This window comes from Rathayibacter sp. AC182, from assembly GCF_979253875.1.
Map to the genome: position 1 here is coordinate 81,148 of NZ_CEEDEK010000006.1, position 24,723 is coordinate 105,870.

Sequence of the window (24,723 nt, forward strand, 5' to 3'; positions counted from 1 at the left end):
CAACGGGTTCCGAGGTGTGGTTTGCGACGAGCCTCGGATCCCGCCGGACTCCGCCTGCTAGGCGCCCGGTACGAGGCCGAGCTGCGTGAGGATGTCGAGCTCGTCGCTGCTTCCCCAGCGCTCGGCGAGCTTTCCGTCGAGGAATGTGCTGATCTGCATGCCGCGGATCTTCACGGACTCTTCCCGTCGGCGCGTGGCCCTGGAACACACCGGTTTGCGTCCCGGTCAGCGTGTAGGCGAACGCGACGCTATCGTCGTCCGCGACGAGCTTCTCGACCTCGAGTGCAATGTCGGGGAACGCGGTCCGCAGCTCGCCGAAGAACGCGGCGTATCCCTTCGGACCGGGTGCCTGGCCGGGCGCCGGCTCGTGGTTGACCGAGTCGGGCGCGACGAGTGCGTCGAACGCGTCGAACGCGGCGAAGTCGCCGGCGTTGACCGCCTCTCCGAAGGCCTGCTGGGAGGCGATGTTCTGCTCGCGAGTCATGTGCTGTCGCCTGTTCTGCACCGCTCGAAATAATTGAGATTCGGTCAGGTGCGGGATTGGCTGGCTGCGATACCGCCCTTCCTGACAAGATCCGGAACCACGAGGCGGTGGCCAACTCAGCTCAGACGCCGCCCATCCCCCGACGAGGATATCTGCGTCGACGCAGGTGCTGTCCGCCGCACGTCGATGCGCTGCACGCGGCCGCGGTGCCGCGGGCTCGCGGCGACGTTGACTCCGGCTGATTGGGCGATTCGGAGCGGGCGTCGCTGCACGGCGCGGTAGCGGCGTGTGAGCGTTCGAAGTTCGGTTGCGTCACGCGCACACCGATGACGCCGTCTTGATTTGCCACTTGTCGGTCAAGAGGAGCTTTTCCGGGCGGGGATGGCAACGATGACGGCTCCTGTGAGGAGGAGGGCTACCTCGATGGCTACGGCGCTCATGCCTCCAAGGTCGTAGGCGCGATTGACGGTGACGATGAGGAGTACTCCAATGACGGGGAGCGCGGAGAGCACGCGTTACCGCCGAGCTTGTGTGGGGGCGACGACCCGCTCAAAGACGAGGACCCCGGACGCTGCGATGGGCACTGCGACGAGGGCGCCGAGAACACCGCCGAGTGCGGCGCCGGCGAAGACGGAGATGATCACCAGGGATCCCGGAATGCTCATCGCGCGAGACATCACGCGCGGGGTGATCGACGTGGAGCTTCGAGTTGCGCGTAAACGAGAAGCACGATTCCGACGATCAGAGCGGCCGCCGGTGAGATGAAGAGCATCGACACGACGATCGCCGCGTACCGCGCCACGATCGCTGCCCACGACTGGGATGAGAGCGCCGATGAAGGCGACGAGCGCGAGGAGGAAGAGGAGCGGACGCGCCCGCAGGGCAGGGAGCTCGGCGAAGACGACGAGGGCGTTGAGGGCGGCGAGGCCGAGCTGGCCTGCGACGTAGCGGCCGACGGAGGAGGAAGATGTCATCGACGAGCTTGACGGTACGCGTGCTCGGCGTGAGGCGGGGATGGCTCGTGAGACCGAGGTGACGATGGTGGGAAGTGTTGCACTGAAGTAGAGCGTGAGGACGGTCACCGTCAGCACTCCGCTGACGCCGGTGAACAGCCCGCGTCCCACGGACAAGCAGCCCACCACCGATTGAAAGCAGCTGGTCCGGGTCGGCGAGGAATGTAGACGACCTGATCGATCAGCGGCGCGAGGTCGACGTTGAGGTCAGCGACAAGCGGGGAACTTGTGATGGCGGCTGTGATGGTGGGCAGTTCGTGCAGGCGGAATGAGTCGAACTGCTGCACGATCTCAGAGGTAAGCGCACCAAAGTGATTAGTCCAGCTGTGATCAGCAGCGTCGCGAGAACTGTGGCAAGAAGTGCGAGACCTCGACGTGCGCCCTTGGAAATCATCCATCGCATGACGGGTTCGATTGCGAGGGAAGAGGAACAGAGCAATTCCAGATGTAGACGAGTAGCTCGCTGAGGGTCGACAGTGCGCCGAGTACGAAAGCGCCTCCACCGACCCCGAGAGCTACGAGAAAGCCCCAGACGAGTGGTGACCGACCTCCGCGCGACGAAGCTTCGCGTGCGTGCGTCGCCGCGTTGCCGCAGGGGACGGCTGAAGTGATGGAGGCGACTCCCGGTCGCATGCGTCTGGTTGACTGCGTCCGAGTCGCGGTCGCCATGTGAGCCCTTTCGGTTGGCGGCCGAGGAAGCGCCGCCCGATCGGGCAGGATCGTTCCGTAGGAGAGGGTCGGAGACCGAGGAAGTAGTAGCCCTTGTACTGTGCAGCATCCGTTGCAGAGTGGGTCGGTGCATGGTCGCATTTCAGTGCCCCTTCGGTTCATTCGCAGACGCCACTCAGGGCGCTCGTGACCGTCGCCATTCACCTCCCTGCGAGCCCTGCTGGCGAACAAGCAGGATGCGTCGACGCATGGCGATGCTCTGCACGCGGCCGCGGTGCCGCCGGCTCGCATCGACGTTGACTCTGGCCGATCGGGTCCGACTCGGAGTAGCTGACGCCGAAAGGCGCGACGGCGACATGTGATGGGGGCTCGAAGCTCGGGTGCGTCACGCGCGCGCCGATCCTGCACCGTCCTAAGTGCCACGAGTAGACCCACGCACAGCTAAACCTCCCCCGAGGGCTCTCGCGAGGACCCATCGAAGCGGACGACGAGAATCCGCCGTGGTCGCCGGGGGCCGGCCCGGGTCGCTGGGGCGACTCTGTGGCCTTCCCTGGAAAGCCTCTGGCTGCCGGAATCGCCCTCATTCACCTGTGCGGCCGGCCGTTGATGCCCGACGACCGTCAGCTCTGCTCCCGATCGGTGGGGCCACGATCGACGGGGCATCACCTCGGTCTGCCGGGCGACTACTCTTTCGCGACCGTAAGTTCCCGCCAGAGCCAGACGCTCAGCTCCGCCGCACGCTCTCGGCGGGATCGGCCGCTTGAGCCACTGGCGGACGGCGCCGGTCCTTGGCTCCCGCGAGGTAGGCGGCGCGTCGTTTGCAGCTCCCGCGTGCTCTTGCCGTTCTCGCTGCTTCTTCGCGAGTCCCGCGCTGATGCCCTCGATGTACACCGACGTCGCCGCGTTCACCGCTCGCTGGGGAGCCGCCGGGTGACGAGCGCCTACATCGGTAGAAGTCGCGGTTTTCCTGGATGTGCGCGAGATATGAGCCGAATGCTGCACGAGACTGCGAGTTCAATCCCAGGGATCCGATGCGGTGCCTCCTCCTGCCGAGCTTCGGGGGCTCTGCGAGCGAGGCTCTCGACCGTCGAGGCGAGGAGGTCGTCGAGGTCTCGGTGGTGGAGGTAGAAGGTCCCCTCGATTCAGCGCCCAGTCCTCGCACAACGACGTGACCGTGACGGCCTCGGGATCGGTGCGCGCTGCGGCAAGGGCAGCGGCTTCGAAGGCCTCCCTCGATCGGCGGATTCGAGGATGGAGGCTCATTCGGCCATTCTCCTTCAGCATCCGGCTCCCAATGAGACAATGAGTCTCACGTAGGACGGTTGTCTATTTAGGGAGAGCGATGAAGCAGCACGGTGCTGGCAGGGTGAGGGTGTTCCTCACCCGGCGCAACGGGGAACTGGGGTCGAAGGGTGCTCGACGAGTTCCGGGAGCGGCAGGACCGGCTCGTGGTCGTGGCGCTCGTGCGTGCCCTCGGAGCAGGCGATCTCGCCGTGATTCGCGAGTACGAAGACATGCCCAACCTCCGAGGTCGTGTCCGGCGATCCGACCGTGAAGTACTCCACGGTCCGAGGCGATGCGTGCCGCGAAGCCGACTTCGTGCTGCATATCGGCGCAGTCGTGTCGCCCTGTCGCCGATGACCACCCCGAGCTCGCTCACCGGGTGAATGTCGGGAGCATGCGGAACATCATCCGCGCCGTCCGTGCTCAGCCCGATCCTGGGGGCGATCGGTGTCGTCGGGGTCGGCTCGGTCGCGCAGACCGGTGATCGGAACCCGCCTCACCACTGGAGCCGCATCGGAGATCCGCTTCGTGTGGCCCGCCACGACGAGTACGGCCAAGAGCAAGATCGTGGCCGAGAAGGAGCTCATCGATTCGGGTCTCCCGAAGTGGGCCTGGGTGCGCCAGGCGGGGATCTTCCACCCGGGCGTTCTCGAGATCCGTGACCCGATCATGACCCACTCCCCCTTCGCGGGCGTGATGGAGTGGGTGTCGGTCGAGGACGCCGCCCGGCTGATGATGGTGAACTTCTGCGAGCAGGACACGCCAGAGGAGTTCTGGGGAGTGGATCTACAACATCGGCGGCGGCGACGGCTGGCGCCTGACGAACTGGGAGCTGCAGCTCGCGATGACCGGTGCCCTCGGCGTCGCCGATGTGAAGAAGTGGTACGACTACGCAACTGGTTCGCGACACGGAATTTCCACGCGCTCTCCGGTACACCGATTCCGACCGGCTCGAGGCGCTCGTGCCCTTCCGCCGCGACTCCTTCGATGCCGCTCTGACGCGCGCGATCGACGCGAATCCGAGGGCTGCGTATCGCAGGCCGCCTGCCTGGCGGTGGTCTTCGTCAAGAACGTGGTGCTCAAGCCGCCTCACTCTCGAAGCCGCGCGGCACGATGAGCTTCATCCGGGACGGCGACGACGAGAAGATCGCCGCCTATTTCGGATCTCGCGAGGAATGGGAGCGCATCGGCGACTGGTCCACCTTCTGGGCCGCCTCGCCCGGATCGCGAGCCGTCCTACCTCGATCACGGCTACGACGAGAGCAAGCCTTCATCCGACTGGGCTGCGCTGGGACTACCTGGAAGCCGCCTCGTTCCGCGGTGGCGAGCTCGTCACCGCCGACGTGGAGCGCGGCGACATCGCGACCCCGCCGACGCTGGCGTTGCGCGCTGGGGCACGAGTTCCCCGGCAGTCCGCGGCTGATCCCGACCGCAGGACACTGGTGCCCGATCTGCGTGAAGGATGTGGGTGGATACCCCCACGCAAGCGCGCAGCAACCGCTTCCTCGGGCAGCTCGACCCGGTGGTCGACCGAGAATCGTCCGTCGCCGGATCTCCCGGAATCCTCACCGATCTCGGCAGCTCTCTAGCCCGCGCACTGGAGCGTAGTTGCCTTCCGAGCTCCTCCCCTCGCGAGTCATATGGAGGAGCAGGCCCTGCCGCTGCGACGAGAGCGGCGACGTGACGTTGAAGGAGGTTCGCGGACCGAAGGAGCGGGTCTCCCGGCAAGCTGATCCGCGCGAATCACGCCAGGGCCTCTAGCGGCACGCGCCCAACGGGCGCGGGGCGGCTGTCGAACGCGCCACCGGCGAGCCGCAGGACTGCACCTTCCTCCCGCGCCGGTAGCCCTGCATGTTCGGTGCCGTTCCAGACCGCCCTCGGGGAAACCGAAGACCTCCGGCGGCGTGGGGATGAGAATGCCCTTCCGCGCCTGCCCGGAGGTCTCGAGGAGTAGGAGGTGGTGAGGATCAAAGTCCCCGCGTCGAGCGCCTAGGCGATTCGGATCGATCCCGTCAGCGTGTGAGACGGATCCGGTCGTGATCGTGGAGTTCTGCCTCGTTGCGGTCTTGGCAGAGGTCTCGATGGTGGCGGGTCGGTAGAGGGGAGTGACGACCCCATAGATGCTGGCGAGGTTCAGGGCGGCGAGGCGGTCGAGCAGTGTCATGGCGTGCCTTTCTAGATGGAGGGAAGCTGGAGACGCCACCGGCTCTTAGATAGTATGGTAACCGAACGAACAAACAATGTCGAGTGGAGGAGGTCAGGTGGTTCCCCATGCTCTGTCCTCCTCGGCCGGCCTCGCGCTAGGTGAGATGCTGCGCCGAGGGGTCGTGACCCGACCCCAGTTGAGCCGGTGCTCTCGGGTTATCGAAACAGACCATCTCGCTCGCCATCGCTGAGCTGCAGCAACGCACCCTGGTTGAGGAGGTTCCGGCCGCCTCCCGGCGCCATAGGTCGGACGGCGATGAGCTACGCATTGCACAGCGGTGCGGGGTGGGTCGCCGGCGTGGACTTGGGGCCGACTCGCATTCGAGTCGTTGCTGGGCGCCTGGACTCGACCGTCATCGCGTCCCGCACGATCTTGAATCCTCGTCCAAATCCATCCAGGGGAATGGGCGGATGCTCTCTGATTTCGCCGCCGTGGCGCGCTGGCAGAGCTGGCTTCCCGCTGTTCCCGAGTCGGAAGGGGGGCTGCTGGGCCTCGGCTTGGCGGTGCCGCGGCCGATCGATGTCGTTCAAGGACGTGATCTCGTCCGGCTACTCGGATGTGGAGATCCCGGCGCCACTGGCGCCGATCACCGCGCCGGCCGCGATCTGGGTGGAGAACGACGTCAACTGCGCAGCTCTGGCCTTCGATGCCGCCGGCGGCGAGGGGATCTTCGGACCGATTCTGTACTTAAAGGTAGGCGCCGGCCTGGGGCCGCTGTGCTCGCCAACGGCTCACTCATTCGAGGAGCGCGCGGCCGGGCTGGTGAAGTGCGGCGGCTGCCCTTCGAAGTCCGCGGGATGGAACCAGCGTCGAGGACGCGCTGGGAGCGGCTCGGATCAGCTCGAGCGAGCTGGCCGCGCCCCAGGGGGACGTCGCCTTGCAGCTGGACGAGCTTTTCGTCGAGCGCGGCACGAGGCTCAGTTCCCCGCTGAAGCAGCTGTTCGAGCACATCGCAGAGGGCATTGCCGATCTTATCGACTTCCTCACTGCTGTCGCTCGGCCCGGACCGGGTCGTTCTCACGGGATCGAGCGGGGACCGCGCCCTCGTTCACGCCCTCGTCACCGAAGTACTTGTTCGACGCGGGAACACGGTGAACCCCGTCCGAGACGCGGCGCAAGATCAAGCGTCGGCTCTGGGCGGCCACGCTTGCCTCCTCGAAGGTGCTCGACGCCCTCCTGACACGTCCCTAGTGCCGACGAACATTGAACCGCGACCAAGAGTCCACGACGTCACCTTCACAGGAGGAGCTCGACATGCATCTCACGGAACAACTGGCAGCTGAACGCGACATCTCCCGTCGTCTCATCGAGTACGCGTACATCGTGGACGCCAAGGATTACGACCGACTGCGCGAGATCTTCTCCGACGACGTCGACCACCACTACGGACTGACCACCTCCCACGGCGTCGAGAGCCTGAGAAGAATGGTCGCCGGATACCTCGACCGGTGCGGACCGTGGGACGCAGCACCTCCTGGGCTCGACCACCATCGACGTGCTCGACGAGCACACCGCCACCTCTCGCTCCTACGTGCAAGCTCGCCACCGCGGTCGCGGCCTCGGGCGACGACACGTTTTCGACATCAGCGGAACCTACGTCGACAGATGGACTCGATCGGGCACCGACTGGCGGATCCGATGCACCGCCAGGCCGAGTGGCGAATCATGTCCGGAAGCGTGCGGGCCCTTGCTCGGCCGCCGCCGGCACGCCTCTCCTCCAGCGGCCCGCAGGGCACTGAACCCAGCAGCCAGCCCTCCGATGTGGCGCTCATCGCTTTCCGCGTCTCCACCGAGTGGGCGAGCCGAGCACCTCTCGTCTGGCGCACCAGTTGCTGCACGCCAGGTGCTAGGCGTCCCAACAGCGCCCCAGCGAGGTGGCGTTTGAACTGTACGGAGTGGAGCATCATGGCCAACTTTCCAAGCGACTTCCTCTGAGGGAGCTGCCACCGCTGGCCACCAGATCGAAGGAAACAACAACGTCCTCAACGACATCTGGGCGATGGAACACGTCGAAGGATCGCCGTTCCACGAGCCCTCCGGTGACGCCCGCGACAGCTACCACCGCTACGACGAGGACATCGACACCCTGCTCGCCGAAGCGGGCCTGAACAGCTACCGCTTCGGCATCGAGTGGTCCCGAATCCGAGCCCGAACGGGGAGTGTTCTCCCGTGCGGAGCTGGCAGGCACTACCAGCGTTTCCATGGTGCTCGCCTGCCGGAGCCGCGCGGTCGGTGCCCGTCGGCGACGCTGAACCACTTCGCGACGCCGATCTGGTTCGCGCGAGAGGGCGCCTGGAACCAGCCGGGTGCAGCCGATCTCTTCGAGCGGTACACCCGCTTTGTCGTGGACGGCCTGGGCGACCTCGTGCAGTGGTGGATCACCTTCAACGAGCCCAACGCGGGAGCTTGATGCTGCTCGCCACCGGGGAGATCTTCCTCTGGGCGCTGCCGCCGTTCGAGATCCCCGTCGAGCAGCAGGAGCCTCAGCGCACGCTTCGCGAAGCGCATCGGCCGGGGAGCCCGGCGTGGCCGTGATGGCGCTGCCGATCCTGGCACCGGGCGCCATTCAGAACGTTTTCGACGCGCACCGGCAAGCGAGGACCGCGATCCGCGAACTCGCTCCCCACGCGAAGGTCGGCTGGTCGCCCAACGTCGGCGACTACCAGGCGGTCGAGGGCGGAGAGACGCGACGCGACGCCGTGCTCGAGCAGGCGATCCACCCGTTCTGGGCGCAATCCGCCGACGACGACTTCATCGGCGTGCAGACCTACAGCCGCACCACCTTCGGACCCGACGGAGTGGCGCCTCCGGAGCCGCGGGAGGAGACGGACGCTCACGGGCTGGGAGTACTACCCGGAAGCACTCGGTCACACCGTCCGCGCCGAAGCCGCTGCCTTCACGGGGAAGCCGGTCCTGATCTCCGAGAACGGCATTGCCACCGACGACGACGATCTGCGCATCCGCTTCACGCAGACCGCCCCAGAAGAGAGTGCGGGACGCGATCGCCGAGGGGGTCGAGGTCGTCGGGCTATCCAGCACTGGACCCTTCTGGACAACTGGGAATGGCACAGCGGCTTCGCCATGACGTTCGGTCTGATCGCCGTCGACCCGAACACCTTCGAGCGCACGCCGAAGCCGAGCCTGGCCTGGCTCGGTGGCATCGCGAGAAGTCGGGGCGCCGGAGCCGGGCTCTCCCACGGATGCGGTCGCAACTCCGATCTGCGCTGGGGTGTAGCGGGGACCGGCACGATCTCGTGGACCGTGGTGGCCGATCTTGCGTCGATGGGCGCATCGATCACCACGGTCTACGGCCGCAGCCTCGACGAACGCCCCGGTTCGCGCAGGTCTTCAACATCGAGCACGCGACCGACGACTTCAATCGACTGCTGGGGTCCGATGAGGTTGACGTGATCTATCCCGCGACGCCCTTCGCGCTCCATCACGACATGGCCTGTGCCGCTATCGATGCGGGCAAGCACGTGCTCGTGGAGAAACCGATGGCGATGCGTCCCGAGCAGGTCGCCGGCTTGTTCCGGCGCGCCGATCGGCAGGGAACATTCCTCATGGAAGCCATGTGGATGGGATTCAACCCGACGTACGTCGCTCTTCTGCATGCGCTCGCGGAGGGGATCATCGGAGAACCGCGGAGTGTGCGGGCCGGTTTCGGGCTCCCGTTCCCCAACGACGGCGGAAGCAAGCTCGACCTGACTCGCAGCGGCGGAGCGCTTCTCGACCAGGGCATCTACCTCGGTGACATTGGCACTCGACGTCCTGGGTGCTACCCACCGCCCTTGCAGCCCGAGGCGACGTCCGCGACGACGGGCTCGACCTGGCACAGCACGCAACGCTCGAAGTTCTCCGGGGAGCAGGTTCGCGCACTGCGCGTCCTCGATCAGCGACTTCGTCGACCCTTCCGCGACGATCAGCGGCACGACCGGCTGGGTGCACATCCCCGCACCGTTCTGGACTGTCCCGTCCTACCGCATCCACGCCGGCGACCCAGCAGCCATGTTCACTCACCCTGAACTCGTGGAGTTCCCCGCCGACGGCAACGGCTACGGCCCCATGCTCGTCGCGGTCACCGACGCCATCCGAGCCGGCCTTCGCGAACACCCCGCTCACGACGCCTCAGCACGACCCTGGCAACCTTCACCACTCTCGACGCCATCCATCGCGCAGCCAGCACTGCCTCTGCGGGCTGACGAAGCCGCGAGGGATAGCCCGAGTCAGCTGAACGAAATCACCGTTCCCATCTGTGCAGCAACCGTTGTGCAGTGACTCCAGTCCCCCGGCGAAGCCATGGTGAGGCACCGTCCGTTGCGGAAGCGGACACCCGTTCAAGGAGGAACATTCATGTCAGATTTCACCGATGCAGCTCACGAGATCGGGCTCGAGGAGCGCAGCACCAGCCGCCGGCATCTCCCCCGCAGCGTCTCGGCAAGCTGATTCGTGCTCGCGCTGGCCATTCTCTGCATCGGCACCTACAGCGCGAGCGTCGGTATGGCGATCGTGGCGTGGCCGGTGACCGTCGCGGAACTCGAGCCCGATGACAAGGTGCTGTGGCTGAGCCTGCTCACCGGTCTCTACGCTCTGGTCAACATCGTCATCACGCCGCTCGCCGGCGCGCTGGGTGACCGGATCGACGTCGCGCCTGGGCATGCGCAAGCCGTTCATCGCCGCGGGGGTGCTGTTCGCTCTCGCCGGCCTGGTGGTCATGGATGCCTGAGCGCGTCGGTGGCACAGCTCCTGCTCGGCGCGGTCCTGCTGGGAATCGGCAACGCCGTCATCACCGGAGGCGCGGGCGCACTCGTTCCCGACCAGGTCCCCGAGCAGCACCGCGGACGTGTGCAGGGCATCATCATGGTCTGCATCGTCTCTAGCGGCGTGCTGGCCTCGATCTTCCTCCCGATGTTCCTCGGGAACCGCTTCCCGCTGTTCACCGCCCCCGGATACGTCGCGATCGTCGCTCTGGTCATGGTGCTGTTCATCCTCCGCGACCGTCGCCTCAGCCAGGCCGAGCGCGACGCGCAGCCCAAGCGCAACATCCTCTCCGAGTTCCAGATCAACCCGCGCAGCGTGCCCGACTACTTCGTGGGTCTGGATCGGCAAGGTCGTGGTCGTCCTGGGCACCGTGCTCACCTCGACCTACGGGGTGTACGTGCTGACCGAGATCAGCTCGGCGTCGGACCCGACGAACTGCCGGGACTGATCACCATCACCGGCCTCGTGGGCCTCGTGACCGCGATCCTCGGCGCCGGGCTCGGAAGCCAGATCAGCGACCGGCTCAAGATCCGCAAGTCCCTGGTCATCTACACGACCCTGTTCATCGCCGCTGGCGCGATCATTGTCGCGTTCTCCCTGAGCGCTGCTCCCGTCTACATGGTCGGTCTCGTCCTGCTGGGTCTGGGCTCGGGCGCGTACAGCCCGGTCGATGGCGCCCTCGTGATCGATGTCCTCCCCGGCGAGGGCCGCGAGTCCGGCCAAGTACATGTCCCTGATCGTCGTCGCCGACCAGCTCCCCTGGTCCTTCGGCCCGATCCTCGAGCTCGGGCATCTGCCGCGATCGAGCGGCGGCGGACCGCCGTCGGCGGCCTACTCCCTCGTCTATCTCGTTGGCGCCGTCATCGCAACCGTCGTAGGCGGTCTGTTCGTTCGGAAGGTGCGCGGCAGCATGTGACCGCCGCTCCGCCCCTCTCCCACGCCACATCACAGGAAGATCGCCAGACCCTGATGCCTCACCCCCGACGCACCGCACGCACTCCAGGTAGAAACGGGCGGCGATGCCCTTCCCATCTCGTCGCCGGAACCGGAACCGTCCTGGCAGCTCCCACCCGGATGGCGCCGTCAGGACGCCTTCGAGCTCCAAGCCCGCGTCGGTGATGAGCTGCTGACCTGGGCGCAACGAAGCCCGGAGCGTCGCTTCATCACGTGGCCGTGGCTGCGCTCACCAGCGGCGAGAGAGCGTCCAATGGCGGGTGCGCGTCGAGCACGCCGGCGCCACCTCCGCCTGGTCGAAATGGCTGGCCTTCGAAGCGGGCCTGTTCGACGTCGACTGCGACCAGCGCCTGGATTTCCCAGCCCCACAGCAACGATCATCCGCTCGGCGCTCGCCCCGCGACCGCGTTCTCCACCACCTTCGACATCAGCGAGCTACCGGTGAAGGCTCGCCTGTACGCCACGGCCCTCGGACTCTACGAAGCCGTCCTGAATGGTCGGCGCGTAGGGTCCGTGGAGCTCGCGCCGGGCGAAAGCCAGTCCTACGACAAGACGCTCTACGCGCAGGCGTACGACGTGACACCGCTGCTCCAGCAAGGCCGCGAACAGCCTCCGAGCTCAGGCTGGAGCGACGGCTGGTATCGGGGTCGAGCCGGTGCCTTCCGTCATCAGGCTGCTTGCGGGCGAGCAGACGGCGGTGCGAGCCGAGCTGCACATCGACTCAGGCGCGGGACCGGTCGTCGCGGCCGCCACGTCGACCCACTGGGACGTCGCGGAGACGGAGATCGTCGCAGCTGACCTGATGGACGGTCAGATCACTGACTGGCTCACACCACTCAGTCACTCTCGGACAAGCGGTGACGGGTCCCGTTGCGCCGCCGGTGTCCTGGTCGCCCGCGCCGCCGGTACGAGTGATTGAAGAACGCTCCCCCGTGATGATCGACCGGCGCTCGGCGGACGGCTCCATCGTCGACTTCGGCCAGAACGTGTCGGGCCGGATGGTCCTGCGCGACCTCGGCCCGGCAGGGACTCGAACGGTCATCGATTACGGTGAACACCTCGACGTCAACGGCGACCTGACACTCCACCCACCTCGACACTCCCGCACCGGATGGGACCGTCGTCCCCTTCGTGCAGCGGGACGAGGTGATCTCCGACGGCCAGCCGGGCGGGGTGTTCGAGCCCCGCCACACCATTCACGGTTTCCGCTACGCCCGCCTCCAGCGGGACGGCAGCGACATCGACCTCGACGAGGCCGACGTGACCCTGCAGGTGCTGCACACCGACTTCACCCCCGTCGGCGCCTTCAACTGCAGCGATCCGGATCTGACAGCTCTCTACAGCGTGGCCGAGTGGAGCTTCCGCGGGGAACGCGGTCGACCTCCCCACGGACTGCCCCACCCGGGAGCGGGCCGGGTGGACCGGCGACTACCAGATCTTCCTGCCCACGGCCGTGCGCCTTTCTTCGATGTCGCGGGCTTCAGCCGCAAGTGGCTGCAGTCGGTCCGGGACGATCAACTCGCCGACGGCCGCATCGTCAACATGTCTCCCGACAACGCCCGACTCGGCGCTGTGCCCGACGCCATGACGGACATGGCCACCGGATCGGCCGGCTGGGGCGATGCCGTCGTCCTCGTGCCCTGGGAGCTCTACCGGACCCGCGGTGACCGGGCCGCGCGACTCACTCAGAACTGGGCGGCCATGGTGAAGTGGGTGCAGCTCGCTCTGACCTCCGCTGCCGAAAAGCGCCACCCTTCCCGGGTCGAAAGGTCGGCAACGCCGCCTCCGCCCGAACAGTACATCTGGGACGGAACCTTCCACTTCGGTGAATGGCTCGGACCCACCCTGAACGCGGACGGCACCCCGGGACCGAAGCCATCGCCTGACCCGATGGCGCGGGCCATGGCGGACAAGGGCGAAGTGGGCACCGCGTACCTGTACCGGTCACTATCGGTCCTGGCGCAGGTCGCCCGCGTTCTCGGCAAAACCGAGGAAGCGGACTCTTTCGCGAACACGGCCGAGCGAGTACGAGGCGCATGGCAGCAGGGAGTTCCTGGATGAGAACGGGTCGAGTCTCGGCCGGCACTCAGGCCGGCTACGTCCGATCGCTTTGGCGTTCGGTCTGCTCCTCGAAGAGCTCCGCGCGCAGGCCGCGGACCACCTCGTCTCCCTGGTGCGAGAGGCCGACGACCACCTCACGACCGGATTCCCGTCCACCGCGGACCTCCTCCCCGTCCTCGCCGACACTGGCCACTCGGAAATCGCGCACGCGCTGCTGCTCCAGCGAACGACACCCTCATGGCTCGGGATGCTCGACCGGGGCGCGACCACGATCTGGGAGGAATGGGGGAAGAGCACGTCGACCAGCGACTGGAGTCGCCTCCGCATCCCTGAACCATCACAGCAAGGGCGCCGTCGTCCGATGCACTCCAGACGCACACCCTGGGTCTTCGTCAGCACGCCACCTCGATCGCCTGGGAGTCCTTCATCGTCGATCCCGTCATCCCTGCACACCTCACGTGGGCGGAAGGCCACTTCGACGGACCGCAGGGACGAATCGAGGGATGGCGGTGGGAAGACGGACGCGGGGCAGCAGCATCGAAGTAACGGTCCCGGCAGGATCCACCGCCCAGCTTCGGTGGAACGGATCGGAACGGATTCTCGGACCCGGCCTTCGCTACAGTTCTGCAACGCCACGACCGTCTGGCGTCTGGGGCGAGCGGTCAGACGGTCGTGGGTATGGCAGGAAGCGGCGACGACACACCGAGTAGCCATTGTGCAAGTTCCGCGGGTTCGCGTTCCGGCGACTCCGTCTGCAACCAATGCAGAATGCCTCCCACGAGCCCGCCCGCCGAGGAACCAAGCCCGAGCCTGGGTGTGCTCGTCGTCACCGTGAAGCAGGATCAACTCGGCGGCGACCCCGGATGGCCTCCTCCAAGACGGTATGAATGACACGCGCGCTTCCCGTGGGTCCGGGCGCCCATCGGCGTACAACGCCCAATGCTCGACAATCTGTTCCAGGTAGGCCGCGAGAATCGCGGCGCGGACTCATCGAGCTGATCGCCGGTGCCTCCGAGCCGTGTGGCAGACCATCGGTCGGTGCTCTCATCGGCGAGCGACCTCAGGGTGTCGTCGACTAGACCATCGATGGTGGCGAAGTGCCGGTAGAACGCGGCCCTGTCGATGCCGACCTTCTCGCAGACCGCGGACACGGTCAGCTGCTCGAGATCCTCATCCGCGATCTCGAGCATGGCGAGCTCGGAGCTTGAGCCGCGATCTGACGCAACGCGGGTCTGTGTTCTCCATGCTCATCCTCGGTGTCGCGGACTTCGATGGCACGGCCGTCGCCGCGGCGCTGCGGTCAGCAACCACCTCGAGTAGGGCCAGCGCGAAAGCTGAGGGCGCTTTGGACCCGCATTGCATCCGTATCGAGATCGACGTCGTTGAGAGGCTTCACACCCAGACGGTTGGCCAACGACATGCAGCGCGTCCATATGGAGAACACGCGCAATCCTGCCGTTGAATCGGGCGCCGGATACGGGGAGACCGCCCTCCTCGCTCCGCGGCCAGGCCCTCCGCGGCCTTCATCTTGGCATTCTTCCTGCTGTCTGCGTCTTCGGGATTCACTGAGTCAAAGGATTCTTCGAGGGATGCCCCACCGGTGAACACGGGATCGCTCACCAGTCGAACGCTGGCTGAAGTAGTAGTCATTCCTGATGCGGATCTCCAGGAAGCGACGAGGGGCGCAGCACCCGCTCCAAGCCGTCAAGGAACACGGCCAGCTCGAAGTCGAACTGCCAGGTCGCCGTAGCCAGCGGAACCGGCGTCACCCATCGCCTCGCAGCCGCAGAGAATGCGCGTCCAGGCGCCGCGCTCAGCACGGTGCGCAAGATCGCCGGCTGAGGGTGCGCACCTTCTCGGCGCTCGACGATCGAATCGCGCGCCAATGACATAGCGATGTTCGCCAGCATCAGCATCGCTTTGCCCACCGACCCCCGGTCGAAACCCGACTCGAGCAGCTTCTCGACCAGTAGTTCAGCGGGCTCGAGAATCTCCAGGCCGCCAGCGGCGTCGTAATTGAAGTGCGCCACGAACGAGCCGGTTGCCACCAGAGCGTCGCGGAGAGCTCGCGCATAGGCGGTGCAGCCAGCACCAATCCTGCTCCCGCGGGAGCGCGAAGGTCGAGAACTGCACCGCGAAGGCGTCGGCGGCGACGAGCGCGAGGAGGCCCTCACGATGCTTCACGTGGTAGTTGACCGCCGAGCGGTCTACACCGAGTCGGTCCGCCACAGCTTGCATGGTCAGCATCGCGGGTTCGAGCCCTCTTGCGACTTCGATGATCTGGGTCGACGTGATGCCGGCGCTCGTCCCGCGGCCTCGGCGGGAGCGGGAGATCTTCCGCGCAGTGTCCGTCATCGAGACCTCCGATTGACAAGGGGCGCGGTCCATCCTACACATTTCACGGACGTGAACAGTTATTCACGGGCGAGAATTCGAAGTGTGACTCCGACCTGATCATCGTGCGGCTCTCAACGACGGGGAGTATCCCGATGACACTTCACAACAACGACTCGACGAGCGGCGCGGTCGACGGCCTCGCGTCTGCCGAGCCTCCTGTAGTCTCCCCGGAACACGCGGATCGGTCGCTGGGCGGCTCCGCGGCCCATCTCAGAAAGGCCCTGGCTCTGGGTGGTGTACCCGCTCGCCCTGATTGGCATCGGTTCGGTGTGGGGCTCGGTGATCGGTGTGCTGATCGGGCGTCAGATCGCCGAGCTGGTGACCGATCCGCGTGCCGCCGGCGCGCTGGGTGGCATTCTGGGCGTCGCCTCGATCGTGGCGCTCGTCGCGCAGCCGATCATGGGCCGACTCTCCGACATGACCCGCACCCCGTTCCTGGGACGCCGGAACATCTGGGTCCTCTTGGGCCTGGCGAACCTCGCGCTCCTGGGGCTGGACGCTCAGAGCACGAACTTCGTCATGCGCCGGAGCCTAGCAGGCTCTCGCATGGTTCCGCTGAGTGGACTCCAGGCCGCCCTCACAGCGGTCCTCCCGGAGCGCGTCCACTCGCCCGTCGCGGAACCATGTCGGGCATCGTCGGCACGACCAGCGTGGTGGGGCCGTTGCCGGGTCGCCTCGGTGGCCTCGCGCCGACGGTCTTCGTGGGCTACCTGCAGTTGCGGGTGCTGCTCTTCGTCACGGCGCTCTTCGCCTTCACCACCAAGGACGTCGCCCCACCCGTGCAGGCGGAGCGCCTCGGCCGCGCCGAGCGCAACGTGCTCAACAAGCTCCCGGGCCTGCGCGCCAATCCTGACTTCTGGCTCGCGTTCCTCGGCCGGTTCCTGATGATCTTCGGTTATTACCTCATCAGCGGCTTCAATCTCTACCTTCTGCGCGACTACATCGAGATCGGCGGCCAGGGCATCGAGGCGGCCTCGCAGATGATCGTCGCCGTGAGCGGCATGGCAGCGCTGTTTACCCTCGTCTTCGCGATCATTGGCGGAGTGCTCTCGGACAAGTTCGGCCTCCGGATCTTCGTCGTGCTCTCGGTCTGATGTTCGTTCCCGCCTGCCTCGTCTTCATCATTGCGCCGACCCTCACCGGCTTCTTCGTCGCGCAGGGAATCCTCGGCGCCGCGTTCGGCATGTACACCGCCGTCGACCAGGTGCTCATCACCGAAGTGCTCCTGGAACAACCAGAACGCCGCGCACGAGACCTCGGCCTGATCAACATCGCGAACTCCGGGCCGCAAGTCATCGCGCCCGGGCTCGCCGGAGGGATCATTGCCGCGACCGGCAACTACTCGATCCTCTTCATGGTCACCGGTGTCGTCGTGATCCTCGCCGCCATCAGCGTGCGCTTCATCCCGCTCGGTGCCCTGAGCACCTCCTCCCCCGATCCCTCCAGAACCACGCAAAGGCGACAACATGACGACCACGAGCTTCCACGACGGTTGGTCTTTCCGAAGGAAGGCCAACATGTTCTCCGAACTCGGCGGGGCCGATACAGGCGAGTGGACCGCGATCGCTCTCCCCGACGCAATGATCGCAGAGGCCCGGCGAGACGACCTCGCCGACGGCGCGACCAACGATCATTTCCCACCCACGCGTATCGAGGATACCGCCGTACCGTGGCGGTGCCGAGCGAGCAGGAGAACCTGATCTCCCTCGACGAGACCGAAGCCGATAACCACCGCCACGCAGCCGTTTACGTGAACGGCACCCTCGCCGGGCACCGCGCCGGTGGTTACGCCGGAGTTCGAGGTGCGCATCGATCCCTACCTCCGATTCGGCGCCGAGGGCGAGATCGTCGTCGAGTGCCGCGCCGGCAAGGACGCGCCGAAGTGGTGACTCGGGGGCAAGGCATCTACCGGCTATTGCACCTCGTCAACGAAACGCCACTGCATGTGCGTCGGATGCTGTTGACCCTCTCTGTCGACTCTGACCTGGCCGTCGTGGAGATCGCCACCCTCGTCCGCAACGACAGCACGGTCACCGCTCACGCGAAGGTTGCCTGACCACCTCGTCCGGCGAGCTCCAGAGGCAGCGACCTCCCGCTGGTGCCGGTGACGGTCCTCCCGGCGAGGAAACCGTGGTGCGCCAGCGCCTGTTCCTCGCCGATCCGCAGTTGTGGTCGGCCGAGACTCCGCACCTTTATGAGGCGACGACTGAGCTCACCCGAGACGGTCAGGGCGACGGTGACGCGGAGTCCACCACGTTCAGGGTGCGCACGGTCCGGGTCGATCCCCGTAAGGGACTGCGCGTGAACGGCGCTCAGGTGAAGCTGCGGGGCGCGTGCACGGTGCACCACGACGGTGGAGTGCTCGGATCAACCGCGTTCGCCGACGCCGAGGAGCGGCGGATCCGGATCTAAAGGAAGCCGGGTTCAACGCGATCCGCAGTGCGCACAACCCGGCGGGCGACCGGGCCATGATCGACGCGGACGCCTCGGGATGTACGTCATGGACGAGGCGTTCGACATGTGGACGATCGGCCAAGACCGACGAGGACTACTCCTCCGACTTCCCCACTTGGTGGGGCGCGACCTCGAAGCGATGGTCGCGAAGGATGTCGACAGCCCGAGCGTAATACTGTACTCCATTGGCAACGAAGATCCCCGAGAACTGGAAGTCCGCTTCGGCGGGGAAATCAGCCGGAAACTCGCCGAGAAAATCCGCAGCCTCGACAGCACGCGACTGGTCACGAACGGGATCAACGGCTTCGTCTCGATCCTCGACGAGGAGTTCTCGCCGGAATGCGCGCGCAGGGCGCGGGAGACCAGGCCGGCGGCGTGAACCCCGATGATGCGCAACTCGGCGACATGATGAACGGCATCGCCGTTTCAAACTCCGTCACGACGCGGACGGAGGAGTCGCAAGGCGGTCCTCGATGTGGCGGGGATGAACTACGCCGAAGGCACTTCGGCCTCGACCGTACGCTCTTCCCCGACCGCATCACCGTCGGCACCGAGTCGTTCCCTACCCGCATCGCGGCGATTTGGGAGCAGGTCCTCGCGCATCCGAATGTGATCGGCGACTTCACCTGGTCGGTTGGGACTACCTCGGCGAGGCCGGGATCGGCGGGACCGACTACATCGACGACTCCGTCGACGTTCAGCCCGCCGTGGCACGCGCCTATCGGCTCATCAACCTCGGGCGACATCGACATCACCGGGCACCGCCGCCCCGCCTCCTTTTACCGCGAGATCGTCTTCGGACTGCGCTCCGACCCCATCGCCGTCCAGCGGCCGGAGCACCACGGCAAGGCGATCGCGTTCGCAACTCCGTGGGCCTGGTCGGACACGGTCTCGAGTTGGAGCTGGCGCGGGCACGAAGGTCGTGCTGTGCGCGTCGAGGTGGCCGACGCCGACGAGGCGGTCCTCGAACTCGACGGACGCGAGATCGGTCGCGCTGCCATGGGAACCGAGAACGCCTTCCGCGCCGATTTCGAAACCACCTACAAGCCCGGAACTCTGGTGGCAATCGCCCGGAAAAGGCGGCGTAGAGATCAGCGCCACACTCCTGACCAGCGCGATTGCCGGCACCCGCATCGCCCTCGCGGTCGAGCAGGGCGTGGCTCCTGCAGCATCGAGCGGCTCGCTTTCATCACTCTGAGCCTCGTCGACGATGCGGAATTGCCGCTCACCGGCGAAGACGTCCTCCTGCAGCTCGGTGCAGGGACCGGCCGTCCTCCTGGGCTTCGGTAGCGCACAGCCCAAGACCGAAGAGACCTTCGCCTTGCAGAGCACACCACCTTTGATGGCCGCGCCTTCTCGTCCTGCAGCTCACTGGAGATGCAGAAGTGCTCGTTACGGCAAGGTGCGACGGGCTTGAAGCGGTCACGACCGTCATCGCGACGTAGGCCTTCACGAGGCACACCGGGGAGCGCGAGCTTCTCGCGCGTGCTGCATAACTCATTCGGCCGGGTCGCGGCAACTTCGATGCACGTGTGGGACCAGGCCGTCTCGCGGGCTCTCCCTCACGAATCGGCACAAAGAACTCGCAGGATCTGAGCCCGAATGCCCGCGTTGCCGTTCTCCCTGCAAGTGGCAGGGCCTCTGATGCACAGCAACTCGCCACAGGCCAGCAGGTGTAGCGGATCGGTTGCTGCTGCCCGTCGAACTAGAGGGACCGTGAGGAGCCGCGGAGTGAGTCTCAGGAATGACGTCGCGGCCCTCGATCGAACGCGAACAGTTGGGTCCGCGAGTACTTGCCAGGGCAACTTCAGATCTACGGACGTCGGCCAATTCTTCAGCGACCTTCGATGTGATCGGCAGTATTGTGCCGCCCGGCGGGTGTCGGCGCGGTCAGGCCGGCCGGCCGACCGCGCTCCGGAGGCGGAGCTACCGCGTGGCGGGATCGGATGTGCTGCGGCTCTCGAGGGTGGGTGAGGCGAGAGGAGCGCGTAGTGCAGCACTTCCGGTGGAATCTGCTCGGTCAGTTCGCCGGCGTGTCCGCCGGCGCCTTCCGGCGCTTGTCGCCCGAAGAGTCCGCGTCGGAGACCGTGGGTAGCTCCGGCTCGAAGAGCATTCGCGGCGGTCTCTGCAGTGACTCCCCCATCGACGCCCACAGAGTGCTCTTGTGCCAGGTACTCGGCCACCGCGTCGAGGGCCGAGTGGTCGAGCGTGTGGCCTGCTGGCCCGGAGGCGTCAGCATGACCAGCAGGCCGTCGATCAGCGAAGGGGCGGTCTGCAACTGCCTTTCGGGACGACGGCGATCCAGACCTCCTCGGCCATTGCTCCGGCGGATGCGATCTCGAAGGCGCTCAGTCCTTCTTCGGGTTCCTGGATGGTGATCCGGCCGAGGCCTCCGGGCAGACGCAGCAGCCAATCGAGGACGTCGTCGACCATCAGGTGCACGTCGAGCCGCACTCCGGGTATCGCGGTGATGGCGACGATTGTGTCGACGCTCACGGACGGGCGGTCTCCGAAGCGGCCTTCGATGATGTCGGCGTGGACCCAGAGACCGCGGGCGGTGAGCGCCTCGCGCGCCGCGGCCTCTCGGAGGGCGTCGGGGACGGCGAGGAGGGGGCTGCCCCGCCAAGGGTCGCGTCGTGGTCGTTGATCGTAGCGATGAGATCCTCGTCGAGCTGCATGGTTTCAGCCGGCCGTCGAAGCGGGTCGGCGTCGGCCCAGGCCATCTCGCGTAGCTGCGTGGGATCGATCGCGTCGCGGTCGAAGACGGCTCCGTCGCAGTGCCCGTTGCGGAAGACGGTGATGGTGTCGGCGAGTCCGGTCAGCTCTTCCTCTTCGCTGGAGACGACGATGACGGCGACGCCCTTCTCCCGGGCGAGTGTGCGGATGATGCCGTAGATCTCGCGCTTGGCTCCGATGTCGACGTTGGTGGGCTCGTCAAAGGAGGAGAAGTCGGGGGCCTGCAGGGTCGCTCGGGCGAACAGGGCTTTCTGCTGGTTACCGCCGGAGAGTGAAGTGATGGGGTTCTCGACGTCGCCGCGGATGGTCACTTGATCGAACACGCTCTGGCTGAGCCCTTGAGTGCCGCGGTTCAGGATCCGGCCTTGCCGTAGCGGCCACGGGAAGGACGACGTTCTCGATCGAGGTCATCTGGGGGATGAAGCCGTCGAACTTCCGCTCCTCCAGAGAGGAAAGCGACGCCCTTGGCGATCGCCTGTCCGGGCCGGCAGGCGCGTAGCGCGATGCGTCGAGGGTGATCGTTCCGCCGCCGATGGGTTCGGCGCCGTAGACGGTCTTGAGAAGGGCGACCGGAGCCGATGAGGCCATAGATGCCGAGGATCTCGCCTGCGCGGACGGACAGAGTGATGCCGGTGAGCCCGTTGCCGTAGAAGGTCGTCCACCTCGAGGACAGGTTTCCCGAAGTGCTCCAGGCGCTCCTTCTCCGACATCACGGCTTGCTCGTCGTCGAAGGGTGCCCCGTCGATCATGGCGAGGTCTGCGCTCGAGGTGCTGTGCTCGCCGACGATGGCAGTGACGACGGCGTCCCGGTCGACGGTGTCGGTGTCTCCGTCCAGGACGATGCGGCCGCCGGAGAGGCCGACGACGTGGTTGGCGACGGCGAAGACCTCGTCGAGCTTGTGGTCGACCAGGAGGATGCCGATGCCCTGTTCAGAAGCGAGTTTGCGGATGATGTCGAGGAGGTTGTCGACCTGGTCCTGCTCAAGTGCGGTCGTCGGTTCATCCAGGAGCAGGTACTTCGCGTTGCGGTTGATGGCCCGAACGACTTCAAGGAGCTGACGCTGCGCGACGAGCAGCCCGTGCGACGAGTCCGTGCCGCGGGCCAGGATGCCGTACTGCTGGCAGAGTTCGATCAGCTCGTGCGTTCATCGCGCGGCGGCTGAGGAGCGGGCCGGACATTTTCTCGGTGCCGAGGAAGAGGTTCTCGGCGACGGTCAGCTCATCGACCAGGCTGAGCTCCTGGTAAACACAGGCGATACCGGCTCGGCTGGCATCCTTCGGGGAGGTGAAGGGGGTGGAGTCGCCGTCGACGGTAATGGAGCCGGTGTCGGGCACCTCGGCGCCGGAGAGTGCCCTGAGGAGGGTCGACTTCCCGGCGCCGTTGTGACCGATGAGAGCGACCACCTGACCGGGGCGGATCGTGAGATCCACGTAGTCAACGCCTTCGGGTAGGACCGTAGGACTTCAATGCCGGTGACGACGAAGGCCGTCTGGTACGCTCATGGGTGGTCGCTCTCTGTCTTCGATGACGGATATCGGTCGGGCAGGGTCAGCCGACTTCGCCGGCGCCGGGGGTCTGACCGGTGGTGAAGACCTTCAGGGGCTCGAGCACCTCCTGGTCGACGCTCTGCTACGCCAGGAACTTCTGGAGGTTGTCGAGCGTGATCTCGGCGTAGCGGGCGGGCTCCTGAGCGGCGCATCCGGCGATGCGTCTCGGTGAGGGGCTCGTCGGCGGCGCAGAAGGCGTAGACCTTGATGGAGTCCGACTTGCCCTGCTGGGCGATCGCCTGCAGCGCTCCGACGGCGTGCGGGCCGGCGTCGGCGAAGATGACGTTGATGTCGAGGTTGCCCTGCAGCATGTCGCCGGTGACCTGGAGGCTGACGTTGGGGGAGAGTCGGTCGATCTTGCCGTTGACGGTCTGCACGACCTTCGCGTTGGGGTTCGCGCTGATCGCGTCGGTGAAGCCCTGGTCGCGCTGGTTGGTGGGGATCTGGTCGGGGTTGCCGATGATGCCCGCGATGATGGTGGCGTCCTCGCCGAGGTCTGCGAGCACGCCGCCATCCTGAGTGCCGCCGGCGACCTGGTAGGCGCCGACGTACTGGACGAAGCTCTGTTCTGGGTGGTGAAGAGGTCGTCGAAGGAGATGATCACGTTCACCGTGAACACGGGGATTCCTGCTGCGTTCAGCGCCTTGACGCTGGCGCTCCCGGACCAGGAGTTGACGGGGTTGAGTGCGACAGCGCAGACGCCCTGCTGGATGAAGCTGTCGATCTGGGAAAACTGGCTGGAGTCGCTGTCGTTGGCGATCGCGACCTTGACGTCGTAGCCGAGCTCTTCGCCGTGGGACAGGCTGTCCTGCATGGCGACGTAGTGCAGGTTGACCGTGTTGGGCAGGGCGACGCCGATGGTGAGCTTGTCGGTGCTGCAGTTCTCGGGGAGCAGCTCGCGCCGTCCGATCCGCCTGCGGCAGCGAGGGCGTCGGTGGCGGGATTCGAGCAGGCCACCAGGCTGAGGGCGAGCATGCCGGTCGCTGCGAGGGCGAGGGCGGGTGCGGGTCTTCATCGATCTTCCTTTTCTTCTGACGTGTCGTGTGGGAGTGGGGTCGTCGGAGGGTCAGCCGCGGGTCGCGGTGCCCGCTGTGTAGGGGCTGGAGACGGTGGGGGAGGGAGGAGGTCGGGGCTGCGGTGTGCCGCCGGCTTTGCGGAGGATCGGCTTGCCGCTGCGGTAGCGGCGGTAGGTGTCGAACGAGACGCCGGCGAGGATGATCAGTCCGATGACGAGGACGCAGTAGCTCTGGACGTTGAGGACGTTCATGCCGTTGCTGACGACCGCGATGAGGACGGCGCCGATCATGGCGCCGGCGATCGTGCCGACTCCGCCGAAGCGAGATGCCGCCGACGACCGCGGCGGCGATCGAGGTAGAAGAGCTCGTTGCCGGTTCCGGTGGCGGGGAAGCCGACCATGAGGCGCGAGGTGGCGATCAGGCCGCCCATGCCTCCGCAGAAAGCCGCTGATGGCGTAGACCAGCACGGTCGTTCGAGCCACGTTCACGCCGGAGAGGCGCTGCCGGCCTTGTTGCCGCCCCATGGCGTAGATGTGCACGCCGGGGCGGGTGAGGCGCAGGAACAAGCCGGCGACGATAGCGGCGAGCAGAAACGGCACTGGCAGGGGCAGTCCCGCGATGCGGCCCTGACCGATCCAGGAGAAGCCGGCATCGCGGACGGAGACCGAGTTCGCTCCGGTGACGATCAGCGGGATGGCGAGGGCGACTCCTGGGTGAAGGTCGCGATGAACGCCGGGATGCGCGTAGTGCACCAGGAGTCCGTTCACGACGCCGAGCAGGGTGCCGCAGCCGACCGCGAGGACTGCGGCCACGACCCAGGGGAGGCCGCCCTGCATGAAGGGGAGCCGCTTCGACGCCGGTCATGGCCGCATTCGCCCCGGTGGAGAGGTCGATGCCGCCGGTGAGCAGGACGAAGGTCTGTCCAAGGGCGAGGAACGCGATGACCGTGCCGTTGACGAGCAGGACCAGTCCGTTGTCGAGAGTGCGGAAGGACGGCGACAGCGCGCTGAGGGCGGCGATCACCACGACGAGGACGGCGAAGATGCCTGCTTCCTCAGGGATGCGGCGGCGTTCATGGGAACCTCTCTGTTCAGTGCGTCGACGTCTTCAGGACGGCGGAGGAGGGCGGCGGTGTGCCGC

General features: G+C 66.4%; 24 protein-coding genes and 8 pseudogenes. 20 read left to right on the forward strand and 12 right to left on the reverse strand.

Annotation, left to right across the window (positions count from 1 at the left end):
• Positions 1–238 precede the first annotated feature (238 nt).
• From AC0CII_RS25035 to AC0CII_RS25045, 3 genes and pseudogenes are all read right to left on the reverse strand, one after another.
• Positions 239–484 (reverse strand): annotated as a pseudogene (locus tag AC0CII_RS25035) (ester cyclase); the annotation flags it as partial.
• A 356-nt stretch (positions 485–840) separates the two neighbouring features.
• Positions 841–996 (reverse strand): hypothetical protein, encoded by a 156-nt coding sequence (locus tag AC0CII_RS25040; RefSeq protein WP_465228220.1) that lies wholly within the window; start codon positions 994–996, stop codon positions 841–843.
• 3 nt (positions 997–999) lie between these two features.
• A complete protein-coding gene (locus tag AC0CII_RS25045; protein WP_465231325.1) occupies positions 1,000–1,608 on the reverse strand; it encodes an AI-2E family transporter in 609 nt (202 codons plus the stop codon).
• A 1,970-nt stretch (positions 1,609–3,578) separates the two neighbouring features.
• Between AC0CII_RS25045 and AC0CII_RS25050 the strand changes: the two genes are divergently transcribed.
• Positions 3,579–3,833: a hypothetical protein gene (locus AC0CII_RS25050; RefSeq protein WP_465231229.1), complete on the forward strand. Its 255-nt coding sequence runs from the start codon at positions 3,579–3,581 to the stop codon at positions 3,831–3,833.
• A gap of 97 nt (positions 3,834–3,930) precedes the next feature.
• Positions 3,931–4,449, forward strand: a complete 519-nt coding sequence (locus AC0CII_RS25055; protein ID WP_465231230.1) for a hypothetical protein — start codon at positions 3,931–3,933, stop codon at positions 4,447–4,449.
• A 2,190-nt stretch (positions 4,450–6,639) separates the two neighbouring features.
• On the opposite strand, the gene AC0CII_RS25060 is transcribed toward AC0CII_RS25055, so the two are convergent.
• Positions 6,640–6,801: a hypothetical protein gene (locus AC0CII_RS25060; RefSeq protein WP_465231231.1), complete on the reverse strand. Its 162-nt coding sequence runs from the start codon at positions 6,799–6,801 to the stop codon at positions 6,640–6,642.
• A gap of 109 nt (positions 6,802–6,910) precedes the next feature.
• Here AC0CII_RS25060 and AC0CII_RS25065 point away from each other — a divergent pair.
• The 12 genes and pseudogenes from AC0CII_RS25065 to AC0CII_RS25120 all read left to right on the forward strand — a co-directional run.
• Positions 6,911–7,042, forward strand: a pseudogene (locus tag AC0CII_RS25065) (hypothetical protein); the annotation flags it as partial.
• A 109-nt stretch (positions 7,043–7,151) separates the two neighbouring features.
• A complete protein-coding gene (locus tag AC0CII_RS25070; protein WP_465231326.1) occupies positions 7,152–7,541 on the forward strand; it encodes a nuclear transport factor 2 family protein in 390 nt (129 codons plus the stop codon).
• 63 nt (positions 7,542–7,604) lie between these two features.
• Positions 7,605–8,066: pseudogene (locus AC0CII_RS25075) on the forward strand (family 1 glycosylhydrolase); the annotation flags it as partial.
• Positions 8,063–8,191 (forward strand): hypothetical protein, encoded by a 129-nt coding sequence (locus AC0CII_RS25080; protein WP_465231232.1) that lies wholly within the window; start codon positions 8,063–8,065, stop codon positions 8,189–8,191. The pseudogene AC0CII_RS25075 and the gene AC0CII_RS25080, both read left to right, overlap by 4 nt.
• 300 nt (positions 8,192–8,491) lie before the next feature.
• A pseudogene (locus AC0CII_RS25085) lies at positions 8,492–8,821 on the forward strand (family 1 glycosylhydrolase); the annotation flags it as partial.
• Between the two features lie 89 nt (positions 8,822–8,910).
• Positions 8,911–9,681: a Gfo/Idh/MocA family protein gene (locus tag AC0CII_RS25090; protein ID WP_465231233.1), complete on the forward strand. Its 771-nt coding sequence runs from the start codon at positions 8,911–8,913 to the stop codon at positions 9,679–9,681.
• 424 nt (positions 9,682–10,105) lie between these two features.
• Positions 10,106–11,536 carry an MFS transporter gene (locus AC0CII_RS25095; protein WP_465231234.1) on the forward strand — a complete coding sequence of 477 codons (1,431 nt, stop codon included), beginning with the start codon at positions 10,106–10,108 and terminating at the stop codon, positions 11,534–11,536.
• 276 nt (positions 11,537–11,812) lie between these two features.
• Positions 11,813–12,169 carry an alpha-L-rhamnosidase N-terminal domain-containing protein gene (locus AC0CII_RS25100; protein ID WP_465231235.1) on the forward strand — a complete coding sequence of 119 codons (357 nt, stop codon included), beginning with the start codon at positions 11,813–11,815 and terminating at the stop codon, positions 12,167–12,169.
• Positions 12,170–12,306: 137 nt separating this feature from the next.
• Positions 12,307–12,441: pseudogene (locus tag AC0CII_RS25105) on the forward strand (family 78 glycoside hydrolase catalytic domain); the annotation flags it as partial.
• Between the two features lie 61 nt (positions 12,442–12,502).
• Positions 12,503–13,432, forward strand: coding sequence for an alpha-L-rhamnosidase-related protein (locus tag AC0CII_RS25110; RefSeq protein WP_465231236.1), 930 nt, complete (start codon positions 12,503–12,505; stop codon positions 13,430–13,432).
• Positions 13,433–13,475: 43 nt separating this feature from the next.
• Positions 13,476–13,670, forward strand: a pseudogene (locus AC0CII_RS25115) (alpha-L-rhamnosidase-related protein); the annotation flags it as partial.
• A 170-nt stretch (positions 13,671–13,840) separates the two neighbouring features.
• Positions 13,841–13,978, forward strand: coding sequence for an alpha-L-rhamnosidase C-terminal domain-containing protein (locus AC0CII_RS25120; protein WP_465231327.1), 138 nt, complete (start codon positions 13,841–13,843; stop codon positions 13,976–13,978).
• A gap of 296 nt (positions 13,979–14,274) precedes the next feature.
• Here the strand turns inward: AC0CII_RS25120 and AC0CII_RS25125 are convergent, their stop codons facing one another.
• Together AC0CII_RS25125 and AC0CII_RS25130 are read right to left on the reverse strand one after the other, a co-directional pair.
• Positions 14,275–14,622 (reverse strand): TetR/AcrR family transcriptional regulator, encoded by a 348-nt coding sequence (locus tag AC0CII_RS25125; RefSeq protein WP_465231237.1) that lies wholly within the window; start codon positions 14,620–14,622, stop codon positions 14,275–14,277.
• Between the two features lie 456 nt (positions 14,623–15,078).
• Positions 15,079–15,480, reverse strand: coding sequence for a hypothetical protein (locus AC0CII_RS25130; RefSeq protein ID WP_465231238.1), 402 nt, complete (start codon positions 15,478–15,480; stop codon positions 15,079–15,081).
• Between the two features lie 972 nt (positions 15,481–16,452).
• On the opposite strand from AC0CII_RS25130, the gene AC0CII_RS25135 reads away from it, so the two are divergent.
• From AC0CII_RS25135 to AC0CII_RS25155, 5 genes are all read left to right on the forward strand, one after another.
• The gene (locus AC0CII_RS25135) at positions 16,453–16,923 is read left to right on the forward strand and encodes a hypothetical protein (RefSeq protein ID WP_465231239.1); all 471 of its coding nucleotides are present in this window, start codon (positions 16,453–16,455) and stop codon (positions 16,921–16,923) included.
• Positions 16,923–17,885 carry an MFS transporter gene (locus AC0CII_RS25140; protein ID WP_465231240.1) on the forward strand — a complete coding sequence of 321 codons (963 nt, stop codon included), beginning with the start codon at positions 16,923–16,925 and terminating at the stop codon, positions 17,883–17,885. The genes AC0CII_RS25135 and AC0CII_RS25140 overlap by 1 nt, the downstream gene beginning before the upstream one ends.
• Before the next feature lie 74 nt (positions 17,886–17,959).
• Positions 17,960–18,241 carry a hypothetical protein gene (locus tag AC0CII_RS25145; RefSeq protein WP_465231241.1) on the forward strand — a complete coding sequence of 94 codons (282 nt, stop codon included), beginning with the start codon at positions 17,960–17,962 and terminating at the stop codon, positions 18,239–18,241.
• A gap of 88 nt (positions 18,242–18,329) precedes the next feature.
• Entirely contained in the window at positions 18,330–18,662 is a 333-nt protein-coding gene (locus tag AC0CII_RS25150; protein WP_465231242.1) for a glycoside hydrolase family 2 TIM barrel-domain containing protein, read from the forward strand.
• On the forward strand, positions 18,623–19,573 hold the full coding sequence (locus tag AC0CII_RS25155; RefSeq protein ID WP_465231243.1) for a DUF4982 domain-containing protein: 951 nt from the start codon (positions 18,623–18,625) through the stop codon (positions 19,571–19,573). Before AC0CII_RS25150 ends, AC0CII_RS25155 begins: the two co-directional genes overlap by 40 nt.
• 966 nt (positions 19,574–20,539) lie before the next feature.
• On the opposite strand, the gene AC0CII_RS25160 is transcribed toward AC0CII_RS25155, so the two are convergent.
• Both AC0CII_RS25160 and AC0CII_RS25165 read right to left on the reverse strand, forming a co-directional pair.
• Positions 20,540–20,812, reverse strand: a complete 273-nt coding sequence (locus AC0CII_RS25160) for a hypothetical protein (protein WP_465231328.1) — start codon at positions 20,810–20,812, stop codon at positions 20,540–20,542.
• Positions 20,776–21,330 (reverse strand): hypothetical protein, encoded by a 555-nt coding sequence (locus AC0CII_RS25165; protein ID WP_465231244.1) that lies wholly within the window; start codon positions 21,328–21,330, stop codon positions 20,776–20,778. Before AC0CII_RS25165 ends, AC0CII_RS25160 begins: the two co-directional genes overlap by 37 nt.
• Before the next feature lie 372 nt (positions 21,331–21,702).
• On the opposite strand from AC0CII_RS25165, the gene AC0CII_RS25170 reads away from it, so the two are divergent.
• A complete protein-coding gene (locus AC0CII_RS25170) occupies positions 21,703–22,182 on the forward strand; it encodes a hypothetical protein (protein WP_465231245.1) in 480 nt (159 codons plus the stop codon).
• Here AC0CII_RS25170 and AC0CII_RS25175 read toward each other — a convergent pair.
• From AC0CII_RS25175 to AC0CII_RS25190, 4 genes and pseudogenes are all read right to left on the reverse strand, one after another.
• Positions 22,067–22,444 (reverse strand): annotated as a pseudogene (locus tag AC0CII_RS25175) (ATP-binding cassette domain-containing protein); the annotation flags it as partial. The gene AC0CII_RS25170 and the pseudogene AC0CII_RS25175 sit on opposite strands and share 116 nt — an antisense overlap.
• 74 nt (positions 22,445–22,518) lie before the next feature.
• Positions 22,519–23,265 carry a substrate-binding domain-containing protein gene (locus AC0CII_RS25180; RefSeq protein ID WP_465231329.1) on the reverse strand — a complete coding sequence of 249 codons (747 nt, stop codon included), beginning with the start codon at positions 23,263–23,265 and terminating at the stop codon, positions 22,519–22,521.
• Positions 23,226–23,582 (reverse strand): annotated as a pseudogene (locus tag AC0CII_RS25185) (hypothetical protein); the annotation flags it as partial. The pseudogene AC0CII_RS25185 and the gene AC0CII_RS25180, both read right to left, overlap by 40 nt.
• A gap of 51 nt (positions 23,583–23,633) precedes the next feature.
• Positions 23,634–24,419: an ABC transporter permease gene (locus tag AC0CII_RS25190; protein WP_465231246.1), complete on the reverse strand. Its 786-nt coding sequence runs from the start codon at positions 24,417–24,419 to the stop codon at positions 23,634–23,636.
• Between the last annotated feature and the right edge of the window lie 304 nt (positions 24,420–24,723).

Excerpts from the sequence above, each read along its gene's own strand:
- AC0CII_RS25125 (WP_465231237.1), bottom strand. The coding sequence starts at position 14,622 with ATGCTCGAGATCGCGGATGAGGATCTCGAGCAGCTGACCGTGTCCGCG.
- AC0CII_RS25135 (WP_465231239.1), top strand. The coding sequence starts at position 16,453 with ATGTCGGGCATCGTCGGCACGACCAGCGTGGTGGGGCCGTTGCCGGGT.
- AC0CII_RS25140 (WP_465231240.1), top strand. The coding sequence starts at position 16,923 with ATGTTCGTTCCCGCCTGCCTCGTCTTCATCATTGCGCCGACCCTCACC.
- AC0CII_RS25150 (WP_465231242.1), top strand. The coding sequence starts at position 18,330 with ATGGACGAGGCGTTCGACATGTGGACGATCGGCCAAGACCGACGAGGA.
- AC0CII_RS25155 (WP_465231243.1), top strand. The coding sequence starts at position 18,623 with ATGCGCGCGCAGGGCGCGGGAGACCAGGCCGGCGGCGTGAACCCCGAT.
- AC0CII_RS25190 (WP_465231246.1), bottom strand. The coding sequence starts at position 24,419 with ATGCAGGGCGGCCTCCCCTGGGTCGTGGCCGCAGTCCTCGCGGTCGGC.